A 15,639-nucleotide genomic window follows, 5' to 3' on the forward strand; every position below is an offset into this window, starting at 1 on the left:
GCATACCTAACACCCGGAAGGGCGAACGGGTTGAACTTAACGGTTCCACTTGAATTGACGAGACCGGTCTGCGGGTCACCAACGAGGTTGAGGTCGAGAGCCCACCAAACGGCAATGCTCTTTATCAGGCTGACTGAATCACCGTACTGCTGGACAACGCTCTGGAGCTGGTTGTAGGGAGTCTCGTACCAGTAGAAGGCGTAGTCACCCTTAGCAACTGCCAGAAGGGCAGTCTGAGCGTTGCTGGTACCGTAAACATCAATCTCCTTCCAGTACGGGTCCCATGGAAGCGGCTGGCCATTGATCTTGTCGGTGGCAAAACCAATCCTCGTGTTGTTGGCGCGCTTGAGGACGACGGTGAGGCCCTTCGGATCGTAACTGTACACGTAGTACGGACCGTCACTTATGAGAATGTTCTTGTAGTTGTCAACCCACTTGATGACGTCGTTGTAACCTTCTTTGGCCATGTTAACGGTTATACCAGCCTGGTCCTCAGTGACACCCCACTTCTGGAGGTATGTGTTAATTCCGCTGTTATTGCTAAGCCAGATGGGTATTGGGTTGTTGAGGAGCTTCTGAGCCTCAGCCTTAAAGAGCTGGGCCTGCGTGGGGCTGATCATATCGAGCTGGTAGTCGACACCAGTGGAGGTGCTCCACGAGAACGTCTTGCCGTTAACGCCGTGGGCAACGGCTTCGCTCATGACGTTGTAGGTCTCCCATGGGAAGGCCGGCTGCTCCATGAAGTTTCCAACGGCGGTGCTCCAATAGTCGTATGGGACATAGAAATCCTGGTAGATGGTGTATTCGATGTAATCGTTAGTGACCTTGTCAACCTTAAGACCCTTAACGAGGGAGAGAACGCCCTGGTAGTTGTTGGCCCAAGCCTGGTCGTAGTACGGGTCGTTTTTGCTGTCTTGGTATGCCCACTCCCAGGTCATGGCGTAGTCGAAGAGGTAGTCGGCTAGGGTTATGGGCTGTCCATCCACCCACTGGCCAAGGCCGCACTTCCAGGTAACGGCACTCGCAGCCTTCTTACCAGCGTAGGGGTCAATCCACTTCTTCTGGGTTCCGTTCCAGATTATGGCATCGTCCGGAACGGTGACGTTGGTTGCAACGTTAACGAGCTGGCACTTGTAGTTGTGGTAGTGTGCATCTGGACCCACAACGTATGCCGGGTCATGAAGGAAGTACCAGATGCGGACAACGTAGACGTCGGTCATTCCACTGGGTGATGGATTGAAGACACCCATGAAGAGAGAGTTCTGGGACGCGAGCTGAACGATCTTAAGAACGTCGCCCTGCGGCTCCGCTGCACTTGCTGGTTTTGACACTACAAAAACACTAAACACCATCAAACCCATTATAAACAAACTGAAAACCTTCTTGTTCATATTCCACTGCCTCCTTTCAGTTTTGGCATGTCTGCCTTTCACAGGCCATGGCAGCATTAGTTTATACATTCAATCCCTTTTAAGGATTACGATAATCAGAGGGGCTATCACCGGGAGGGGCAAAAAATTTTAACGTCAATTAACGAAATGGGGAGCGTTGCTAGCCGGAAAATTTGAAGGAAAATTTTTTATTGATATGAAACAAAGGTCGTGCGGGCTTCAATGCACGAGCTCGTGATAAGAGGAAGGTTCCTAACATCCGAAGGGGTCTTTTGGAGGAGTCTCGGGATAGACCGGGGCGGGATAACAGAGATTTCAAAGGGTGAGCTTCCGGGAGAGAGGGTAATAGCACCTCAAAAGGAGGCCTTGATACTTCCGGGATTGATAGACACCCACGTTCACCTCAGGGACTTCCTCCAAAAGGAGAAGGAAACCGTTGAGAGCGGAACAAAGGCAGCCGTCCACGGGGGGATAACAGCAGTCTTTGACATGCCCAACACGAACCCACCCGTTATGGACAAGAGGACGTTTGAGAGAAGGCTGGAACTCCTAAAGAAACATTCCCACTCGGATTATGCCGTGGGGTTCCTAGTGGCAGGAAACTGCGGGGAAGCGGCTTCCGTCGATGCAGATTTCTACAAGATATTCATGGGGTCTTCCACGGGGGGAATATTCTCAGAAGACTTTGAGGCGGATTACTCATGCGCACCCGGCCCCGTGAGCGTTCATGCAGAAGACGCGGAGATTATAAGGGATAACCCGAAAAGACCGCCTCAAGCAGAGATAACGGCAATAAAACGCGCGGTAGAGGTCGCCAAAAAGATTAGGAAGCGCCTTAACATCTGCCACGTATCAACTGGCGAAGGGCTGGAAGAGATACTACAGGCAAAGCTGCCCTGGGTCTCGTTTGAGGCCACACCCCACCACCTCCTCCTGACCAGGAGAGACTACGAGAGAAATCCATACCTGAAGGTCTATCCTCCCTTGAGGGGAAATGAGGATAGAATGGCCCTCTGGAGGCACTTTAAAGAGATTCCAATTATAGCCAGTGACCACGCACCCCACACTCCAGAGGACAAGGAAAACGGCGCTGCTGGGATCCCTGGCCTGGAGACGGAGGTGGCCCTTCTACTGGACGGGGCATCGAGAGGCCTTCTAGAGTACACCGACATCGTGGAGAAGATGCACGACAACCCAATCAGGGCGTTTGGGATAAATGGAAGGAATTTCGAGGTGGGTGGAGAGGCCACGTTCACCGTAGTAGACCCCAAGATGGAATGGGTTGTTAAACCGGAGGAGTTTTATACAAAAGCCAAGTGGAGCCCCTGGGAGGGCAAAAAGCTGCGTGGGAAGGTTGTGATGACAATAATCCGTGGAGAAATCGTAATGGAGGAGGATGAAGTTCTGGAAAAGCCGGGAGGGGTGAGATTGAATGTTAACGGTAACGAGGATAAAAGAAGCCTTTGATGTAGCGCACAACGTTAAGGCCTTCCGACTCAACAGAAAGTTTGAGTTTACTCCAGGACAGTTCGTGATGGCGTGGATTCCCGGAGCTGGAGAAAAGCCATTCAGCCTGGCGGATGAGGACATGCTCGTGGTGAAGAAAGTCGGACCGTTCACGTCAAAGCTCTTTGAGCTTGGAACGGGGGACAGGCTCTGGATACGGGGACCGTACGGTAGAGGTTTTGAGCCAAAAGGGGAGAGAATCGCGCTCGTGGCTGGAGGGATAGGCATCCCCCCACTTTACGCTCTCACCAAACGGTGGAACAAAAAATTCAAGAGGATCACCTTAATCTACGGGGCCAAACGGAGGGAGGAACTTGTCCTCATAGACGTGGAGAAATACGTTGACGAACTCATAACGACCACGGACGACGGCTCTTCCGGGACGAAAGGGTTCCCCACGGATGTCTTGAGGGAGAGAAAAGACGAGTTCGACTTGGTCTACGCCTGTGGCCCGGAGCCCATGCTGCTGAAGGTTCTGGGGATAATGAATTACAGCCGCGTTCAGGTCTCGATGGAGAGGCGCATGAAGTGCGGAATTGGTGTCTGCGGGAGCTGCAATCTCGGGAAGTACCTGGTCTGCCGGGACGGACCGGTGTTTAAAGGAGATGAACTTAGAGAAGTCTTCGAAAACCCGAAGGTTTAAATCGATTAAATGGTTATAAAGATGTTAGGGGAAAGCCATGGGCCGCGAGGAGGTTGTTGTCGATAGAGAGGGCATGAGGGAGGACCTTCTCGGATGGAACATAAAAGAAGTGACAAAGCTCGCATTATCCTATGACTCAGCGTTCCAAATTTTAGTGGAACTATTGGAAGATAAGAACCCAATGGTCAGGGCAAACGCCCTCCAAGTAATAAAGGAGATGATAGGGTCCGGAACTCTCACACCCAAGAGAACGTCGATGGTGATAGACAAAATAATCAAACTTACAAAAGACGACAGCGAGAGGGTAGCCCTAAAGGCGCTTGAGGTCCTAAACAGCCTCCTTGAACGAGGGGAACTGAGGGAGGAGGAGTACGACAAAGTTACAGAGGCGTTGATGGATATAGTCAAGAGAGGTATGCCCATACTAAGTGAGTACGCCTCGGAGGGTCTTGGGAAAACTGGAGCAAGCGTGCTGAGGATAGCTAGAAAACTTATAGGGTGGCTGTTCAACCTCATCAGGTCATCCGAGGACCGGCAGGTCCAGAGCGCCGCGATATCGGCACTAGCTGAGATGGCTCACAGGACGGAGGACAGGAAGATATTCAATGAGATAGTCGATAAAACTGCGGACCTGCTCGAACACACAGACCCATACGTTCAGGAACGCGCACTCCTCGCCCTCGACAGAATGAGCACCAGAGCAGATATGATGACAAAGAGAAACAGGCTGAAGGTATTAAAAAAGGTCAAGGAAGTTCAAGGAAACATCAAACTGGCCTCCAAAGCCAACCTCCTCCTGGAGAAGCTGGAGAAGCTTGAAGGGGAAGAGCTCACTGAGAAAGTGGAAGTAAGGAAAAAACTTGAGGTAAGCGAGTACGGACCGGATGATGTTGAAAGGCTTCTGGATGCTGGAAGGGCAGATATAGTGGCCGAGATGGCAAAGCTTGACCCGATGGTGATGTCTCAAATACTGGAGATGCTAAACTCCGAAGACCCAACGAGAAAAATGGACGCCCTCTGGGTGCTTTCAAGGGTGGTGTCCCATCTTACCCCAACAGACGCATACTCGGTGCTCCCAACGCTGGGGGAGCTTTTGAAGAGCAGAAACCCGTGGACGCGAGAAACTGCCGCAGAAACCATGGCAGAGATATACGCCCTCTACCCCGGAACGGCAGGCTTTTTCACTTCACTCCTCGATGTCCTTCTCAAGTCCAACAGGCCGGCAGACGTTGAGGGTGCCCTTGAGTTGATAAGCGCCATACAAAAAAAGATGCCCACTGAGGAGTTCAACAGGGCAATAATAGACGTATTGTCCAAACTGATATCGCGGAAAGAGACGAGGGGTGTTGCCCTCCGTTTTCTAGCCAGAGAATCACAGAGGCTGCTAGAGATGGAACCCGAAACCCTACTTGCTCTAGAGAACACTGTAAAGAGTGTTTATGGGAGGGAAGGCGGGAAATACGACAACATAATAGCGGCGTTAGTTGATGCGATAGATGACATAATCAGGCTGAAAGCTGGAGAAGGGACCGGGAGAGCCCAGTAAACCTTAAGTTTTCAATATTGGGTTCAAAAAATCTTCTTAAATCTCCCCTTCTATTCTCAAGCGGTGGTAACCATGGAGAACGGGGACGTTATAGTTAAATTGAACGAGATTGAGGAGCTATTGGATAAGCTTGGGAAAGAACACCCAAAGGAAATAGCCGCATTCTCAAGGTTCCTGCGCGAGACACTCGACAACAAAGCTTTAACCACGAGGGAGAAGGAGCTCATCGCACTTGCCCTAGGCATCTCGGCTGGCTGTGAGTGGTGCATCTACCTCCACACTCAGAAGGCACTTGAAGCTGGTGCAAAACCGGAGGAGCTTCTCGAGGCGGGGCTGGTGGCGGTTCTCATGGCAGGAGGCCCAGCACTCATGCACCTCATCCCGCTCACGAAGGCTATAGAAGCCTTCAAAAAAGAGCATGGGGAAGGGTGAGTCCTCTTTCATTCTTCCGTGAGCTTCAGGATGGCCTCTGCAAGGTCACCCTTAGCCTCTTCTAGGGCTTTCTTTGCAGCCTCATAGTCAACCCCGGCCTGCTCCATGACGAGCTTTATGTCTTCCTCGGATATCTCCAGAACCTCACGGACTTCCTCGCTTCCGGGGACTATCTGATAGCTCTTCTCGCCCTGTGCGATAATTACGGTTATCGCAGGGTCCTTAAGGACTATCTCCTTGCCCTTCATCCTTATGACGACTTCCTCAACCCCTTCGAGCTCCTCCATCTTGATGCCCATCTGCTTCATGAGCTTCTTCATCTGCCTCGGATTCATTCCCATCATCTCCATCACCTGGGAGGAATTGGAAGGGGATTTTAAAAATGTTGGGAGAAACAAAATTAAGAACTTCATCCAGAGCTCAAACAGCTCTTCCTCCTTCAATCCGACTTTGAAAACTATCAGAACTTATAAGCTCCAGATAAGTATCTTGATGGGGTGAAAATAAATGCCCTTGCCTTCCCCCGATCAACCGGCCCCAACGGATAAAGGCATCTTGCTCGCTGTTCTGGGATTGGCCGCCCTGGCGGTCTTCTTCTGGGCCCTTTCGAAATGGATGGAGGGATATGCAGAGCGGAAGGAGAAAGAGCTCCAGGAGGAAGTAAAGGAACTTGAAGATGAGGGTAAGGTTTACTGATCTCCACATCACTCAAATTTTCCAAAAACCACTTAAATGGAGAAGTCTTAGTTTTTATCATGGGCACCGAAGTGGTTAGACTGGACGAAAACGGCAGGCTGTACCTCCCGGCGTCGCTGCGAAAGAAGTTGAAGGTGAAGGAATTCTACATTGAAGAGAGAAACGGAGAGATAGTTCTCATCCCGGTCAGGAAAAAGATCGAGAAGTACTGGGGCATCGTGAAGGGAGAGAAGCTGAACGCTGAGGAGATTAACAGGGTGATTGAGAAAGAGACAGAAAAGCTCCTGAGGGATGAGCTTTGAAGGTCTACGTGGACATCAACGTGATCTACTACGTCCTGACGGCTAACGATGAGTTCGGCCCGAGGGCAAAGGAATTAATCGAGGGGTACTACGGCAGAATGATAACCTCGGCACTGACCGTCTGGCAGCTCTACATCCTCCTCCGGCGTTCGGGGGCCAAGCTCAGAATAAGCCAAGTTTTGGAGGATTTGGGCGTAAAAGTCGTTGCCCTGACTCCGGAGATTATCAAAATAGCGGAGGAATGTAAGAAGCTCGACTTCGATGACTCCATACACTACGCCACGATGAAGGCACACGGGATTAACGTTATCCTCTCCAACGACAAGGACTTTGACAGAGTTGAAGACGTGAAAAGGCTGTTTTAGGTTCATAGAAAGGTAAGGGAGAAAAGGAAGCCAAAGCTCACTCTTTTTTCTCCTCCGGGAACTTCGAGGTCTCCTCGTTTGCTTTCATGATCTTGGCCCTGTATTCCTCGTACTTCTCCCTCGCCTCTTCCGCCTTCTCATTCTCGCCGAGGTAGTCGTAGGCCTCGGCAACGTGCTTCCACCACATCGGGTCTTCCTCTGCCTCCTCCAGGCAGTACTCGAGGAACTTCCCGTAGGCTTCCCTGGCGAGCTCCTCCATGCCGAGCTTCCTCGCTATGTTGCCGACGTCCTCCCAGAAGACTCCTTCCTCCTGGGCCTCGCCTTTGTAGTACTCTAGGGCCTTCTCCCAGGCTTCCCTCACCTTCTCCTCGTTTCCAAGCTCCTCGTAGAGCTTCGCCACGTCCTCCCAGAACCAGGGCTCCTCCTCGGCGTAGCGCTCCAGAGCCTTGGCGGCCCTCTCCATGTCTCCTGCCTTCTTCCAGTACTCATGGGCCTCCTTGAGGTAGTAGGTGTCCTTCTCCTTCTCGTAGAGCTGCTCATAAATTTCGGCCGCGTTGGAGTACTTACCGGCCTTCTCATAGGCCCAGGCCGCGCTCTCAAGCCAGCCGAGCTTTATGTACATCTCCGCGGCCTTGAGGTAGTCCCCGGCCTTCTCATACTTCCTTGCCGCCTGCTTGTACTTTCCAGCTTTTTCAAGGCTCTTAGCGCTCTTAAAGCGATCGATTAGACCGAGGTCGGGCTCGCTGATGTACCAGATTCCGAAGGCAAAGAGTGCTAGGAAGAAGATAATTATTCCGCCAATGACCCAGAGCCCCTTCCAGACCCAGCTCAGGTAGAGAGCATAGCCGCTTATTGCCGTTAAGACCCCCAGTATAATACCATACTTCCAGCTCTCGGCGTAGAGAGTGAGCGCCGTGAAGAACAGCAAACCGAGTGTAAGCACCAGGAAAGACAGCAGGAGCACGACCCTGAGGAGACCCGTCCAACCCCAGGCCCAGACTATTCCACCCGCTATTCCGAGGAGCACCAGAACGAACGTCAGGATGTAAACTTTGAGTTTGTCCATCTTTTCACCCCCTCAATTTCCAGCAGGAACTCCTTGTAAGACACCTTAGGAGTGTAATTGCCAATACCATTGGACGCTACCACGCGATGGCATGGGACCACTATGGAATACGGATTGCGCATCATAGCACCGCCAACAGCGCGTGGTGAAGTGTTTAAGCGCCGCGCCAGTTCACCGTAGGTTATAACCTCACCTCTTTTAACGGTTTTTGTTAGAACCTCGTAAACCTTCCTCTCAAACGGAGTGAGCCCGTCGAAAGACAGCATTGGGAGGACGTTCACGTTGGGAAGCCTCCCCCTGATGGCGTCAAAGACAGTTTCCGGGAACCTAGAGGCAGCGACGGAAGTATTAAAAGCCACTCCTCTCCTGGATAGGAAGGAGCCAAGGGTGATGACCCTCTCTCGGAGGAACTCGTCCCCCTCCAGAGAGTACGTTACTCCAAGGACTCCCCGCTCATCCCAGAGAACGGCCACCTTAATCTCCCTTCCAGCTATGTGAAAATCCCCTACGCTGAGCATCCTCATCGACAAGACTTTAAAGGGGTTGCCTTTAAACGGTTGTGGTGAGAGGGTGAAGGCAAGAGGTGAGCTGGGACTTTTAACGCTTGGACTCGCACTCATGGCTTACATTGGACTGAGGGTTCCGTGTGAGAAACTGCCCTACTTAGCGCCGTACCTTTTCCTGTCCATCCCCGCGGTCAAGAGGAAAGCACTGCCCTACGGGGCTGCAGCCCTTTTCTCGAGCCTGTTCATTGAATGGAAGCTCACTGGAAGCTACTTGACAGTGGTTGGAATGGCCGCAGCGTTCCTGACGATACCACTGAGGGTAGAGAGGCAGCCCGTGAAATTCTGGGAGCGGGGCCTGAACGTTGTAATCGCGGGGGCAATAGCGTACGTGGGCATTGTTTCGCCTGACTGGGGGATCAAAGTGGGAAGCCTCCTAGCAGCCCTAGCACTCCTCTCCAGCAACAGGGCCTTATCCAGCGGCGGCCTCCTGATGGCGTCGGGGATTCTGATTACCATTCCCCTGGCAAACCTAAGCGATTTAAACCACGACATATTCATGTTCTCTTCAACGGCGATCCTCCTGTACTCACTGCTCCATTTAAGGAAGCTCCTGAGGTGATCACGTGAAGGTTTATGTACTGGGAGCAGGCTCAATAGGCTCCCTCTTCGGGGGTTTACTTGCCAGGGCCGGCCACGATGTAACACTCATTGGGAGAGCAGAGCAGGTTAAGGCCGTAAGGGAAAGGGGACTTCACGTCTTCGGGGTCGAAGAGTTCACAGTTCATCCGAAGGCCACGTTAACGGCACCAGATGAGCCGCCCGACCTCCTCCTTCTCGCGACAAAATCCTACTCCACGAAGAGTGCCCTTGAGTGTGCTAGAGGTTGCATAGGGGAGGACACTTGGATTTTAAGCATCCAGAACGGACTGGGGAACGAAGATGAGGCCCTAAAACTAACAAAAAACGTCATAGGCGGAGTAACCACGAACGGAGCCATGCTCGTGGAGTGGGGCCGGGTACGGTGGGCAGGCAAGGGGATAACGGTGATAGGCCGCTACCCAGAGGGAAAGCACCCCTTTGTTGAGGAAGTGGCGAGAACGTTTACCTCAGCCGGGATTCCAATGACAACGAGCGAGAAAATATCCGGATGGAAGTGGGCGAAGGCGATAGTCAACTCCGTGATAAACGGCTTGGGAACCCTTCTGGAAGTTAAAAACGGCTTTTTAAAAGAGAACCCGTATCTTGAGGGTATATCCGTGAGCATAGCAAGGGAAGGGTGCATCGTGGCGCAGCAGCTCGGGATAGAGTTTGAGATACACCCCCTCGAGCTTCTTTGGGATACCATCGAGAAGACGGCAGAGAACTACAATTCAACCCTCCAGGACATCATGCAGGGCAGGAGAACGGAGGTGGACTATATAAACGGTAAGATAGTGGAGTACGCAAAATCCGTCGGTCTCGATGCCCCGATGAATGAACTCCTCTGGGCAATGATAAAAGCCAAGGAAGATAAAAGTAGAGAAGCAAAAAAGACAACTCGCTGAGAAAAGAGGGGGCAATGATAAAATAGATAAAGTCTGCATTCAAAATAGGTTGGGGGATGAGGATGTCGATATTCGGAGGCAAAGAAAACGACGTTTTTGAGGCCATAGATGACCATCTAGAAGCCGTGAAGGAAACTCTCACAGCCTTCAAGGAGCTCATGATTTCGTACATAAACGAGGACGTTGAGAGGGCAAGAACTTTTGAAAAAGAAGTCAGCCAGCTCGAAACGAAGGCAGACCAGCTGAGGAGGAGCATAGAGCTGATGCTATATGAAGGAGCCTTTTTGCCTGCAAACAGGGGGGACTACGCAAGGCTGAGCGAACTCATCGACCAAGTGGCTGATGCAGCCGAAAGCGCAGCCCATACCATAATCCTTTCCAAGCCAAAGGTACCGCTAGAATTAAAAGAGGAGTTCATAAAGCTCGTCGATACGGGTATTGAGACGTACGAGAAGCTTGTGGAAGCCGTCAAAGCACTGAACAAAGACGTTGACAAAGCAATGGAGCTTGCCAAGGCCGTGGAAGATGCAGAGGAAAAAGCAGACGATGTGGAGTACCACCTAAAGGAGAAGACCTTTGAGAGCGAGACGATAAGCACGTACGCGAAGATAATGTGGAACCAGATTATAACCAAAATCGGCGACATAGCCGATCGCGCCGAGGATGCGTCTGATCAGATTCTGCTCATGTCCGTCAAAAGAAGGGGATGAGGTGATGGAGATGAAGGTTCTCGTTGCAGCACCGCTGCATGAAAAGGCCATTGAGGTTTTGAAAAACGCTGGATTTGAGGTCCTTTATGAGGAATACCCGGACGAGGAAAGGCTTATTGAGCTCGTTGGGGATGTCGATGCCATCATCGTCAGGAGCAAGCCCAAAGTAACCAGAAAAGTCATCGAAGCGGCCCCGGAGCTCAAGGTCATCGGCAGGGCCGGTGTCGGGCTGGACAACATAGACCTAGATGCCGCCAAGGAAAGGGGCATAAAGGTAGTCAACAGCCCCGGCGCCTCAAGCAGGAGCGTTGCCGAGCTGGTGCTCGCTCTCACCTTCAACGTGGCTAGAAAAGTCGCCTTCGCGGACAGGAAGATGAGGGAAGGCGTCTGGGCCAAGAAGCAGTGCATGGGAATTGAACTTGACGGCAAGACGCTCGGTATTGTGGGCTTTGGAAGGATAGGCTACCAGATAGCGAAGATAGCCAAGGCCCTCGGAATGAAGGTTCTCCTCTACGACCCCTATCCAAACGAGGAGAGGGCAAAGGAGGTTGGAGGAACCTTCGTGTCCCTTGAAGACCTCCTCAGGGAGAGCGACGTCGTTACCCTCCATGTCCCGCTCATTGACGCCACGTACCACCTCATCAACGAGGAAAGGCTCAAGCTCATGAAGAAAACGGCCATACTCATCAACGCGGCGAGGGGGGCTGTGGTGGACAACAACGCCCTCGTCAAGGCCCTGCAGGAGGGCTGGATTGCCGGAGCGGGTTTGGATGTCTACGAGGAGGAGCCCCTGCCGAAGGACCACCCGCTCACCAAGCTCGACAACGTCGTCCTCACCCCGCACATAGGAGCCTCAACCGTCGAGGCTCAGATGAGGGCAGGCGTCCAAGTTGCCGAGCAGATAGTCGAGATCCTGAAGGGTTGAGTCCCCTTTTCCTTTTCTCCAAACTTTATCAGCATAGTGGGAAACTTTTAAGGAAAAGTTTGCCAGTATAATAGTGAAGATTGTTGCTCTCCCAATGGCAAACTATTTTAAACCCAGCACGAATTTTTAACAGGTGAGTGTCTATTGGAAGCCCCTGTTGATCCTATTGTTGAGGCCATCAAACTCGCGGTCACGAGGATTCCAGACGATACCGTTTCCGCTCTGAGGCGGGCCTACGAAAGTGAGGAGAGCGAAGTAGCGAGGTTCAACCTCGGCAACATCCTCAAGGCAATCGAGATCGGGAGGAACCGCTCGATACCAGTCTGCCAGGACACCGGGACCATGACATTCTTCGTGAGGGCCGGCGTTGAAAGCCCCCACCTCGGGGAAATCGAGGCCGCCATTCTGCAGGCTGTGAAAAGGGCCACCCTAGAAGTCCCGCTCAGACCGAACTCTGTGGACGTTCTAACTGGCAGAAACTCCGGCGACAACACGGGGAAGGGTGTCCCGATAATCCACTGGGAGCTGACCGGAGGGGACGAGATCGAGATAACCGTCTTCCCCAAGGGCGGGGGAAGCGAGAACTGCTCCGCTTTAGCTATGCTAACCCCAGCTGAAGGCTGGGAGGGCGTGAAGCGCTTCGTCCTTGGGAAGGTTAATGAGTGCGGAGGAAAGCCCTGCCCGCCGGTTATCCTCGGAGTGGGGATTGGCGGAAGTGCAGATCATTCGCTCAAGCTGGCCAAAAAGGCCCTTCTGAGAAGAATCGGCGAGAGGAACCCAGATGGGAGGATAGCCAACCTGGAGGAAGAGCTTCTCAAAGAGGTCAACTCCCTCGGAATAGGGCCCATGGGGATGGGTGGAAAGACCACTGCACTCGACGTTAAAATCGAGGTCGCCCATAGGCACCCGGCGAGTTTTCCGGTTGGTCTGGTCGTCCAGTGCTGGGCCAACAGGAGGGCGTTTCTCAGGATAAAAGCCGACGGGAGGGTCGAGGTTTGGCAGTGAGGCTGAGAGCACCGCTGAGGACGGAAGACGTCCTAAACCTCAGGGCCGGCGAGGTCGTTTACCTCTCCGGGCTCATCTACACGGCCAGGGACTCCGCCCACAGGAAGATTCTCCGGCTGGCAGAAAAGGGGGAGCTCCCGTTTAACCCCAAGGGGGCGGTCATATACCACTGCGGGCCGGTCGTCAGGAGAAAAGAGGAAGACTGGGAGATAGTTTCCGCAGGCCCGACCACGAGCGCGAGGATGAACCCCTACCTCGATGGTATTCTAGGGCTCGGCGTGAGGGGGATAATCGGGAAGGGGGGAATGGCGGTTGAACCTTTCAAAGGTCGCGCCGTTTACCTGGCCTTCACAGGAGGGGCGGGCTCTCTGGCCGCGGAGAGCATAAAGAAGGTGAAGAGCGTTTACTGGCTCGATGAGCTTGGAATTCCAGAGGCGGTCTGGGCCCTCGAAGTGAGGGACTTTCCCCTCCTCGTTGCGATAGACAGCCACGGGGACTCCCTCTACCGGTAGTCCTTCCGCCTCTCGTTCATGGGCTCGATGAAAGCTGAGTAGAACTCCCTCAGCTTCCTCGTGTGCTCCTCGATCCACTCACCGCTCACCCTTCTCCTCGCAACGCCATCGTTTACGGCCGCCTCTGCAACTGCCCTCGCCTCCTTCGGAAACACATCAGGGTGAAGCGGAGAGGGGATTATGTAGTCCTCGCCCAGCTCGTCGTCGCTCACGACCGAGGCTATGGCTTTTGCAGCGGCAAGCTTCATGCCGGACGTTATGTCTCTGGCCTTGACGTCGAGGGCGCCCCTGAAGATTCCTGGAAAGCCGAGCACATTGTTTATCTGGTTCGGGAAGTCGCTTCTTCCTGTGGCAACGACCCTCGCGCCGGCCTTCCTAGCCTCTTCCGGCATTATCTCAGGGATCGGGTTTGCCATCGCAAAGGTTATTGCGTCATCAGCCATCCCTCTGACCATCTCCTTACTCACTATCCCGCCAGCACTCACCCCTATGAAGACGTCGGCCCCTTCCATCGCCTCCTTCAGGCCGCCCTCTATCCCGTGAACGTTGTATTCCGCGATCTCGCGCTTGTAAGGGTTGAGGTCTTCCCTGCCCTCGTGTATTATACCCTTCCTGTCAACGGTGACTATTTCCCCCACACCAACGCTGTGGAGCGTCTTCGCTATCGCTATCCCCGCCGCTCCCGCACCGCTGATGGCAACCTTTATCTCCCTGAATTTCTTGCCGACGAGCTTCAGAGCGTTTATCAGCCCGGCGAGGGTTACGACGACCGTCCCGTGCTGATCATCGTGGAACACGGCTATATCAAGGCTCTCCCTCAGCCTCTCCTCTATCTCAAAGCATCTTGGAGCGGAGATGTCCTCCAAGTTTATCCCGCCGAAGCCGGGACTTATCAGCTCAACAGTCCTGACGATCTCCTCAACATCTTTCGTGTTGATCAGGATGGGGAAGGCGTCCACGCCCGCGAGCGCCTTGAAGAGAACCGCCTTTCCTTCCATAACCGGCATTCCGGCGACCGGCCCTATGTCGCCGAGGCCTAGAATTGCTGAACCGTCTGTAACAACTGCCACGGTGTTCGGTATGACCGTGTACTCGTCTGGATCGGCTCCGTTGGCTATCGCCTTCGAGGGCTCGGCAACGCCAGGGGTGTAGGCGAGGCTCAGGGTTTCTCTGTTAACAGGAACCTTCGATATGACCTCTATCTTCCCGTTGCCGGGGAAGTTGTCCCTGTGAAAGTCGAGAGGGTCCATATCACCACCAGGATTAGTGGCCTTGCAGATGTTAAAAACCCTATCCTTCCACTGGAAAATAAACTTAAATCTGCCCAGGAGTGGACCTTTCGGAACCAAAACTTTTTAAACCTCCCTCGGATTCACTAATACGGGTGCGGGCCGGTAGCTCAGCCTGGTATGAGCGCCGCCCTCGCAAGGCGGAGGCCGCGGGTTCAAATCCCGCCCGGTCCACCATTCAGCCCTTTCTGACGAAAGCGCTGGCGGAAAGTTGTATGCACTTCTAACAAGCCCATTTTTCAAGGGATTACTTACTAATTTACCTGATTTGAGGGATTTCCTCATCGTATAGCGCCCTTCGTACGCTAAAAAGAAAGTTTGAAATCAAGAGTAACGCGAGAGTTTTAAGATTAAACCCCCCATTAAGAATGCCATTCTGGGGAAACTACACTCATTAACCCACACAAATCTAAAAAGAAGGGAACATTTTGGTGAAGCTTTTTCTAAAAGCTTCCTGCGCGACGTTGAAGCGGAGCTTCAACGCACGGGACGATAGTCCCGTTGAGTTTGATCAAGGTTTGTGGCTCCTTGTAAATTGATGGTCTATATGTGATTTTCCACATACACGGGCTAAAAATGAATGAATTCCCTTATCATGACTTGTCAGAAGGAGTTTCTCTCCTTGACGCCCTCCGGGCGTCGATTACAAAGCAAACTCACAGAGAACAAGCCACTGGAAATTGGAATTAAGAATGGAAACAAATTTTCAAGAAAATCACTCCAAAACAGCACTTCTAACAAGAGCCAAGAACTTTTAATTAAACCCAGAAAAGCTACCGTCGTGCGTTGAAGCTTCGCTTCCCAGGAGCGCTGGCAAATGAACTTTGTCATACAAAGTTTAATTAGAAATGCCTTTCCCATAAAACGCGAGAAAATACGGGGCGTCAACTGTGCACTCTTTTTATACTCTTTATAGAGGGGTTTAATTCTAAGAGCAAGCTTTTACGAACTTTTTTGTTCTGGCGTCCGCAGGATGCATTGTGGAGAACAAACGCTTTGGAAGGCAAATGATAAGTAAACTCCTTAAAAATTTGCATTTCAAAAAAAGCACGCTCTTTTTCACTAATTTTTGCGAAGCAAACTGTTTAGGGTGTGGGGCGTAGCCCCCCAGCAACCTTTGCTTGCGCAAAGCTTGACCAAAAAGTAATTACTCTTGAGAATGAGCCGAAGAGAGTTTGTACGTGCTGTTTACTAGGTCAAT

General features: G+C 52.4%; 17 protein-coding genes, 1 tRNA gene and 1 pseudogene. 14 read left to right on the forward strand and 5 right to left on the reverse strand.

Annotated elements, in window-relative coordinates:
- A pseudogene (locus E3E29_RS08700) lies at positions 1-1,352 on the reverse strand (hypothetical protein); the annotation flags it as partial.
- Between the two features lie 261 nt (positions 1,353-1,613).
- Between E3E29_RS08700 and E3E29_RS08705 the strand changes: the two are divergent.
- The 4 genes from E3E29_RS08705 (at position 1,614) to E3E29_RS08720 (ending at position 5,518) form a co-directional block, all read left to right on the forward strand.
- Entirely contained in the window at positions 1,614-2,858 is a 1,245-nt protein-coding gene (locus E3E29_RS08705) for a dihydroorotase (RefSeq protein ID WP_167910758.1), read from the forward strand.
- Positions 2,824-3,540, forward strand: a complete 717-nt coding sequence (locus E3E29_RS08710; protein WP_167910617.1) for a dihydroorotate dehydrogenase electron transfer subunit — start codon at positions 2,824-2,826, stop codon at positions 3,538-3,540. The genes E3E29_RS08705 and E3E29_RS08710 overlap by 35 nt, the downstream gene beginning before the upstream one ends.
- 37 nt (positions 3,541-3,577) lie before the next feature.
- Complete coding sequence (locus tag E3E29_RS08715) at positions 3,578-5,086, forward strand: HEAT repeat domain-containing protein (RefSeq protein ID WP_167910618.1); 1,509 nt, start codon at positions 3,578-3,580, stop codon at positions 5,084-5,086.
- Between the two features lie 72 nt (positions 5,087-5,158).
- Positions 5,159-5,518, forward strand: coding sequence for a carboxymuconolactone decarboxylase family protein (locus tag E3E29_RS08720; protein ID WP_167910759.1), 360 nt, complete (start codon positions 5,159-5,161; stop codon positions 5,516-5,518).
- 8 nt (positions 5,519-5,526) lie between these two features.
- On the opposite strand, the gene E3E29_RS08725 is transcribed toward E3E29_RS08720, so the two are convergent.
- Positions 5,527-5,862 (reverse strand): nascent polypeptide-associated complex protein, encoded by a 336-nt coding sequence (locus E3E29_RS08725; protein ID WP_167910760.1) that lies wholly within the window; start codon positions 5,860-5,862, stop codon positions 5,527-5,529.
- Positions 5,863-6,025: 163 nt separating this feature from the next.
- Here E3E29_RS08725 and E3E29_RS08730 point away from each other — a divergent pair, with 163 nt between their 5' ends.
- From E3E29_RS08730 to E3E29_RS08740, 3 genes are read left to right on the forward strand one after another with little or no spacing between them, the layout of a single operon-like run.
- Positions 6,026-6,214, forward strand: coding sequence for a hypothetical protein (locus E3E29_RS08730; RefSeq protein WP_167910619.1), 189 nt, complete (start codon positions 6,026-6,028; stop codon positions 6,212-6,214).
- 59 nt (positions 6,215-6,273) lie between these two features.
- Positions 6,274-6,516 carry an AbrB/MazE/SpoVT family DNA-binding domain-containing protein gene (locus E3E29_RS08735; protein WP_167910620.1) on the forward strand — a complete coding sequence of 81 codons (243 nt, stop codon included), beginning with the start codon at positions 6,274-6,276 and terminating at the stop codon, positions 6,514-6,516.
- Entirely contained in the window at positions 6,513-6,881 is a 369-nt protein-coding gene (locus E3E29_RS08740) for a type II toxin-antitoxin system VapC family toxin (protein ID WP_167910621.1), read from the forward strand. The genes E3E29_RS08735 and E3E29_RS08740 overlap by 4 nt, the downstream gene beginning before the upstream one ends.
- 37 nt (positions 6,882-6,918) lie before the next feature.
- Here E3E29_RS08740 and E3E29_RS08745 read toward each other — a convergent pair whose 3' ends face one another.
- Complete coding sequence (locus tag E3E29_RS08745; protein ID WP_167910622.1) at positions 6,919-7,947, reverse strand: lipopolysaccharide assembly protein LapB; 1,029 nt, start codon at positions 7,945-7,947, stop codon at positions 6,919-6,921.
- Positions 7,920-8,471, reverse strand: coding sequence for a protein O6-alkylguanine-DNA alkyltransferase domain-containing protein (locus tag E3E29_RS08750; RefSeq protein ID WP_342764704.1), 552 nt, complete (start codon positions 8,469-8,471; stop codon positions 7,920-7,922). Before E3E29_RS08750 ends, E3E29_RS08745 begins: the two co-directional genes overlap by 28 nt.
- A gap of 46 nt (positions 8,472-8,517) precedes the next feature.
- Between E3E29_RS08750 and E3E29_RS08755 the strand changes: the two genes are divergently transcribed.
- The 6 genes from E3E29_RS08755 to E3E29_RS08780 all read left to right on the forward strand — a co-directional run bounded on the left by E3E29_RS08755 (position 8,518) and on the right by E3E29_RS08780 (position 13,149).
- Positions 8,518-9,072 (forward strand): hypothetical protein, encoded by a 555-nt coding sequence (locus E3E29_RS08755; RefSeq protein ID WP_342764705.1) that lies wholly within the window; start codon positions 8,518-8,520, stop codon positions 9,070-9,072.
- 4 nt (positions 9,073-9,076) lie between these two features.
- Positions 9,077-9,997, forward strand: coding sequence for a 2-dehydropantoate 2-reductase (locus E3E29_RS08760; RefSeq protein WP_167910623.1), 921 nt, complete (start codon positions 9,077-9,079; stop codon positions 9,995-9,997).
- Between the two features lie 62 nt (positions 9,998-10,059).
- Positions 10,060-10,707 (forward strand): TIGR00153 family protein, encoded by a 648-nt coding sequence (locus E3E29_RS08765; RefSeq protein WP_167910624.1) that lies wholly within the window; start codon positions 10,060-10,062, stop codon positions 10,705-10,707.
- A 10-nt stretch (positions 10,708-10,717) separates the two neighbouring features.
- Positions 10,718-11,632 (forward strand): hydroxyacid dehydrogenase, encoded by a 915-nt coding sequence (locus E3E29_RS08770; protein WP_167910763.1) that lies wholly within the window; start codon positions 10,718-10,720, stop codon positions 11,630-11,632.
- Between the two features lie 144 nt (positions 11,633-11,776).
- Positions 11,777-12,637, forward strand: a complete 861-nt coding sequence (locus E3E29_RS08775) for a fumarate hydratase (RefSeq protein ID WP_167910625.1) — start codon at positions 11,777-11,779, stop codon at positions 12,635-12,637.
- A complete protein-coding gene (locus E3E29_RS08780; RefSeq protein WP_240922837.1) occupies positions 12,628-13,149 on the forward strand; it encodes a FumA C-terminus/TtdB family hydratase beta subunit in 522 nt (173 codons plus the stop codon). Before E3E29_RS08775 ends, E3E29_RS08780 begins: the two co-directional genes overlap by 10 nt.
- Here the strand turns inward: E3E29_RS08780 and E3E29_RS08785 are convergent.
- Entirely contained in the window at positions 13,140-14,399 is a 1,260-nt protein-coding gene (locus E3E29_RS08785) for an NADP-dependent malic enzyme (protein ID WP_167910626.1), read from the reverse strand. The two genes, E3E29_RS08780 and E3E29_RS08785, sit on opposite strands and share 10 nt — an antisense overlap.
- A gap of 138 nt (positions 14,400-14,537) precedes the next feature.
- Between E3E29_RS08785 and E3E29_RS08790 the strand changes: the two genes are divergently transcribed.
- Positions 14,538-14,615 (forward strand) — tRNA-Ala (locus E3E29_RS08790).
- Positions 14,616-15,639 lie beyond the last annotated feature (1,024 nt).

Source organism: Thermococcus sp. Bubb.Bath (assembly GCF_012027595.1).
Taxonomy (GTDB): domain Archaea; phylum Methanobacteriota_B; class Thermococci; order Thermococcales; family Thermococcaceae; genus Thermococcus.

Excerpts from the sequence above, each read along its gene's own strand:
- E3E29_RS08785 (WP_167910626.1), bottom strand. The coding sequence starts at position 14,399 with ATGGACCCTCTCGACTTTCACAGGGACAACTTCCCCGGCAACGGGAAG.
- E3E29_RS08730 (WP_167910619.1), top strand. The coding sequence starts at position 6,026 with ATGCCCTTGCCTTCCCCCGATCAACCGGCCCCAACGGATAAAGGCATC.
- E3E29_RS08720 (WP_167910759.1), top strand. The coding sequence starts at position 5,159 with ATGGAGAACGGGGACGTTATAGTTAAATTGAACGAGATTGAGGAGCTA.
- E3E29_RS08765 (WP_167910624.1), top strand. The coding sequence starts at position 10,060 with ATGTCGATATTCGGAGGCAAAGAAAACGACGTTTTTGAGGCCATAGAT.
- E3E29_RS08715 (WP_167910618.1), top strand. The coding sequence starts at position 3,578 with ATGGGCCGCGAGGAGGTTGTTGTCGATAGAGAGGGCATGAGGGAGGAC.
- E3E29_RS08770 (WP_167910763.1), top strand. The coding sequence starts at position 10,718 with ATGAAGGTTCTCGTTGCAGCACCGCTGCATGAAAAGGCCATTGAGGTT.
- E3E29_RS08735 (WP_167910620.1), top strand. The coding sequence starts at position 6,274 with ATGGGCACCGAAGTGGTTAGACTGGACGAAAACGGCAGGCTGTACCTC.
- E3E29_RS08725 (WP_167910760.1), bottom strand. The coding sequence starts at position 5,862 with ATGATGGGAATGAATCCGAGGCAGATGAAGAAGCTCATGAAGCAGATG.
- E3E29_RS08745 (WP_167910622.1), bottom strand. The coding sequence starts at position 7,947 with ATGGACAAACTCAAAGTTTACATCCTGACGTTCGTTCTGGTGCTCCTC.
- E3E29_RS08710 (WP_167910617.1), top strand. The coding sequence starts at position 2,824 with ATGTTAACGGTAACGAGGATAAAAGAAGCCTTTGATGTAGCGCACAAC.
- E3E29_RS08750 (WP_342764704.1), bottom strand. The coding sequence starts at position 8,471 with ATGAGGATGCTCAGCGTAGGGGATTTTCACATAGCTGGAAGGGAGATT.
- E3E29_RS08705 (WP_167910758.1), top strand. The coding sequence starts at position 1,614 with ATGCACGAGCTCGTGATAAGAGGAAGGTTCCTAACATCCGAAGGGGTC.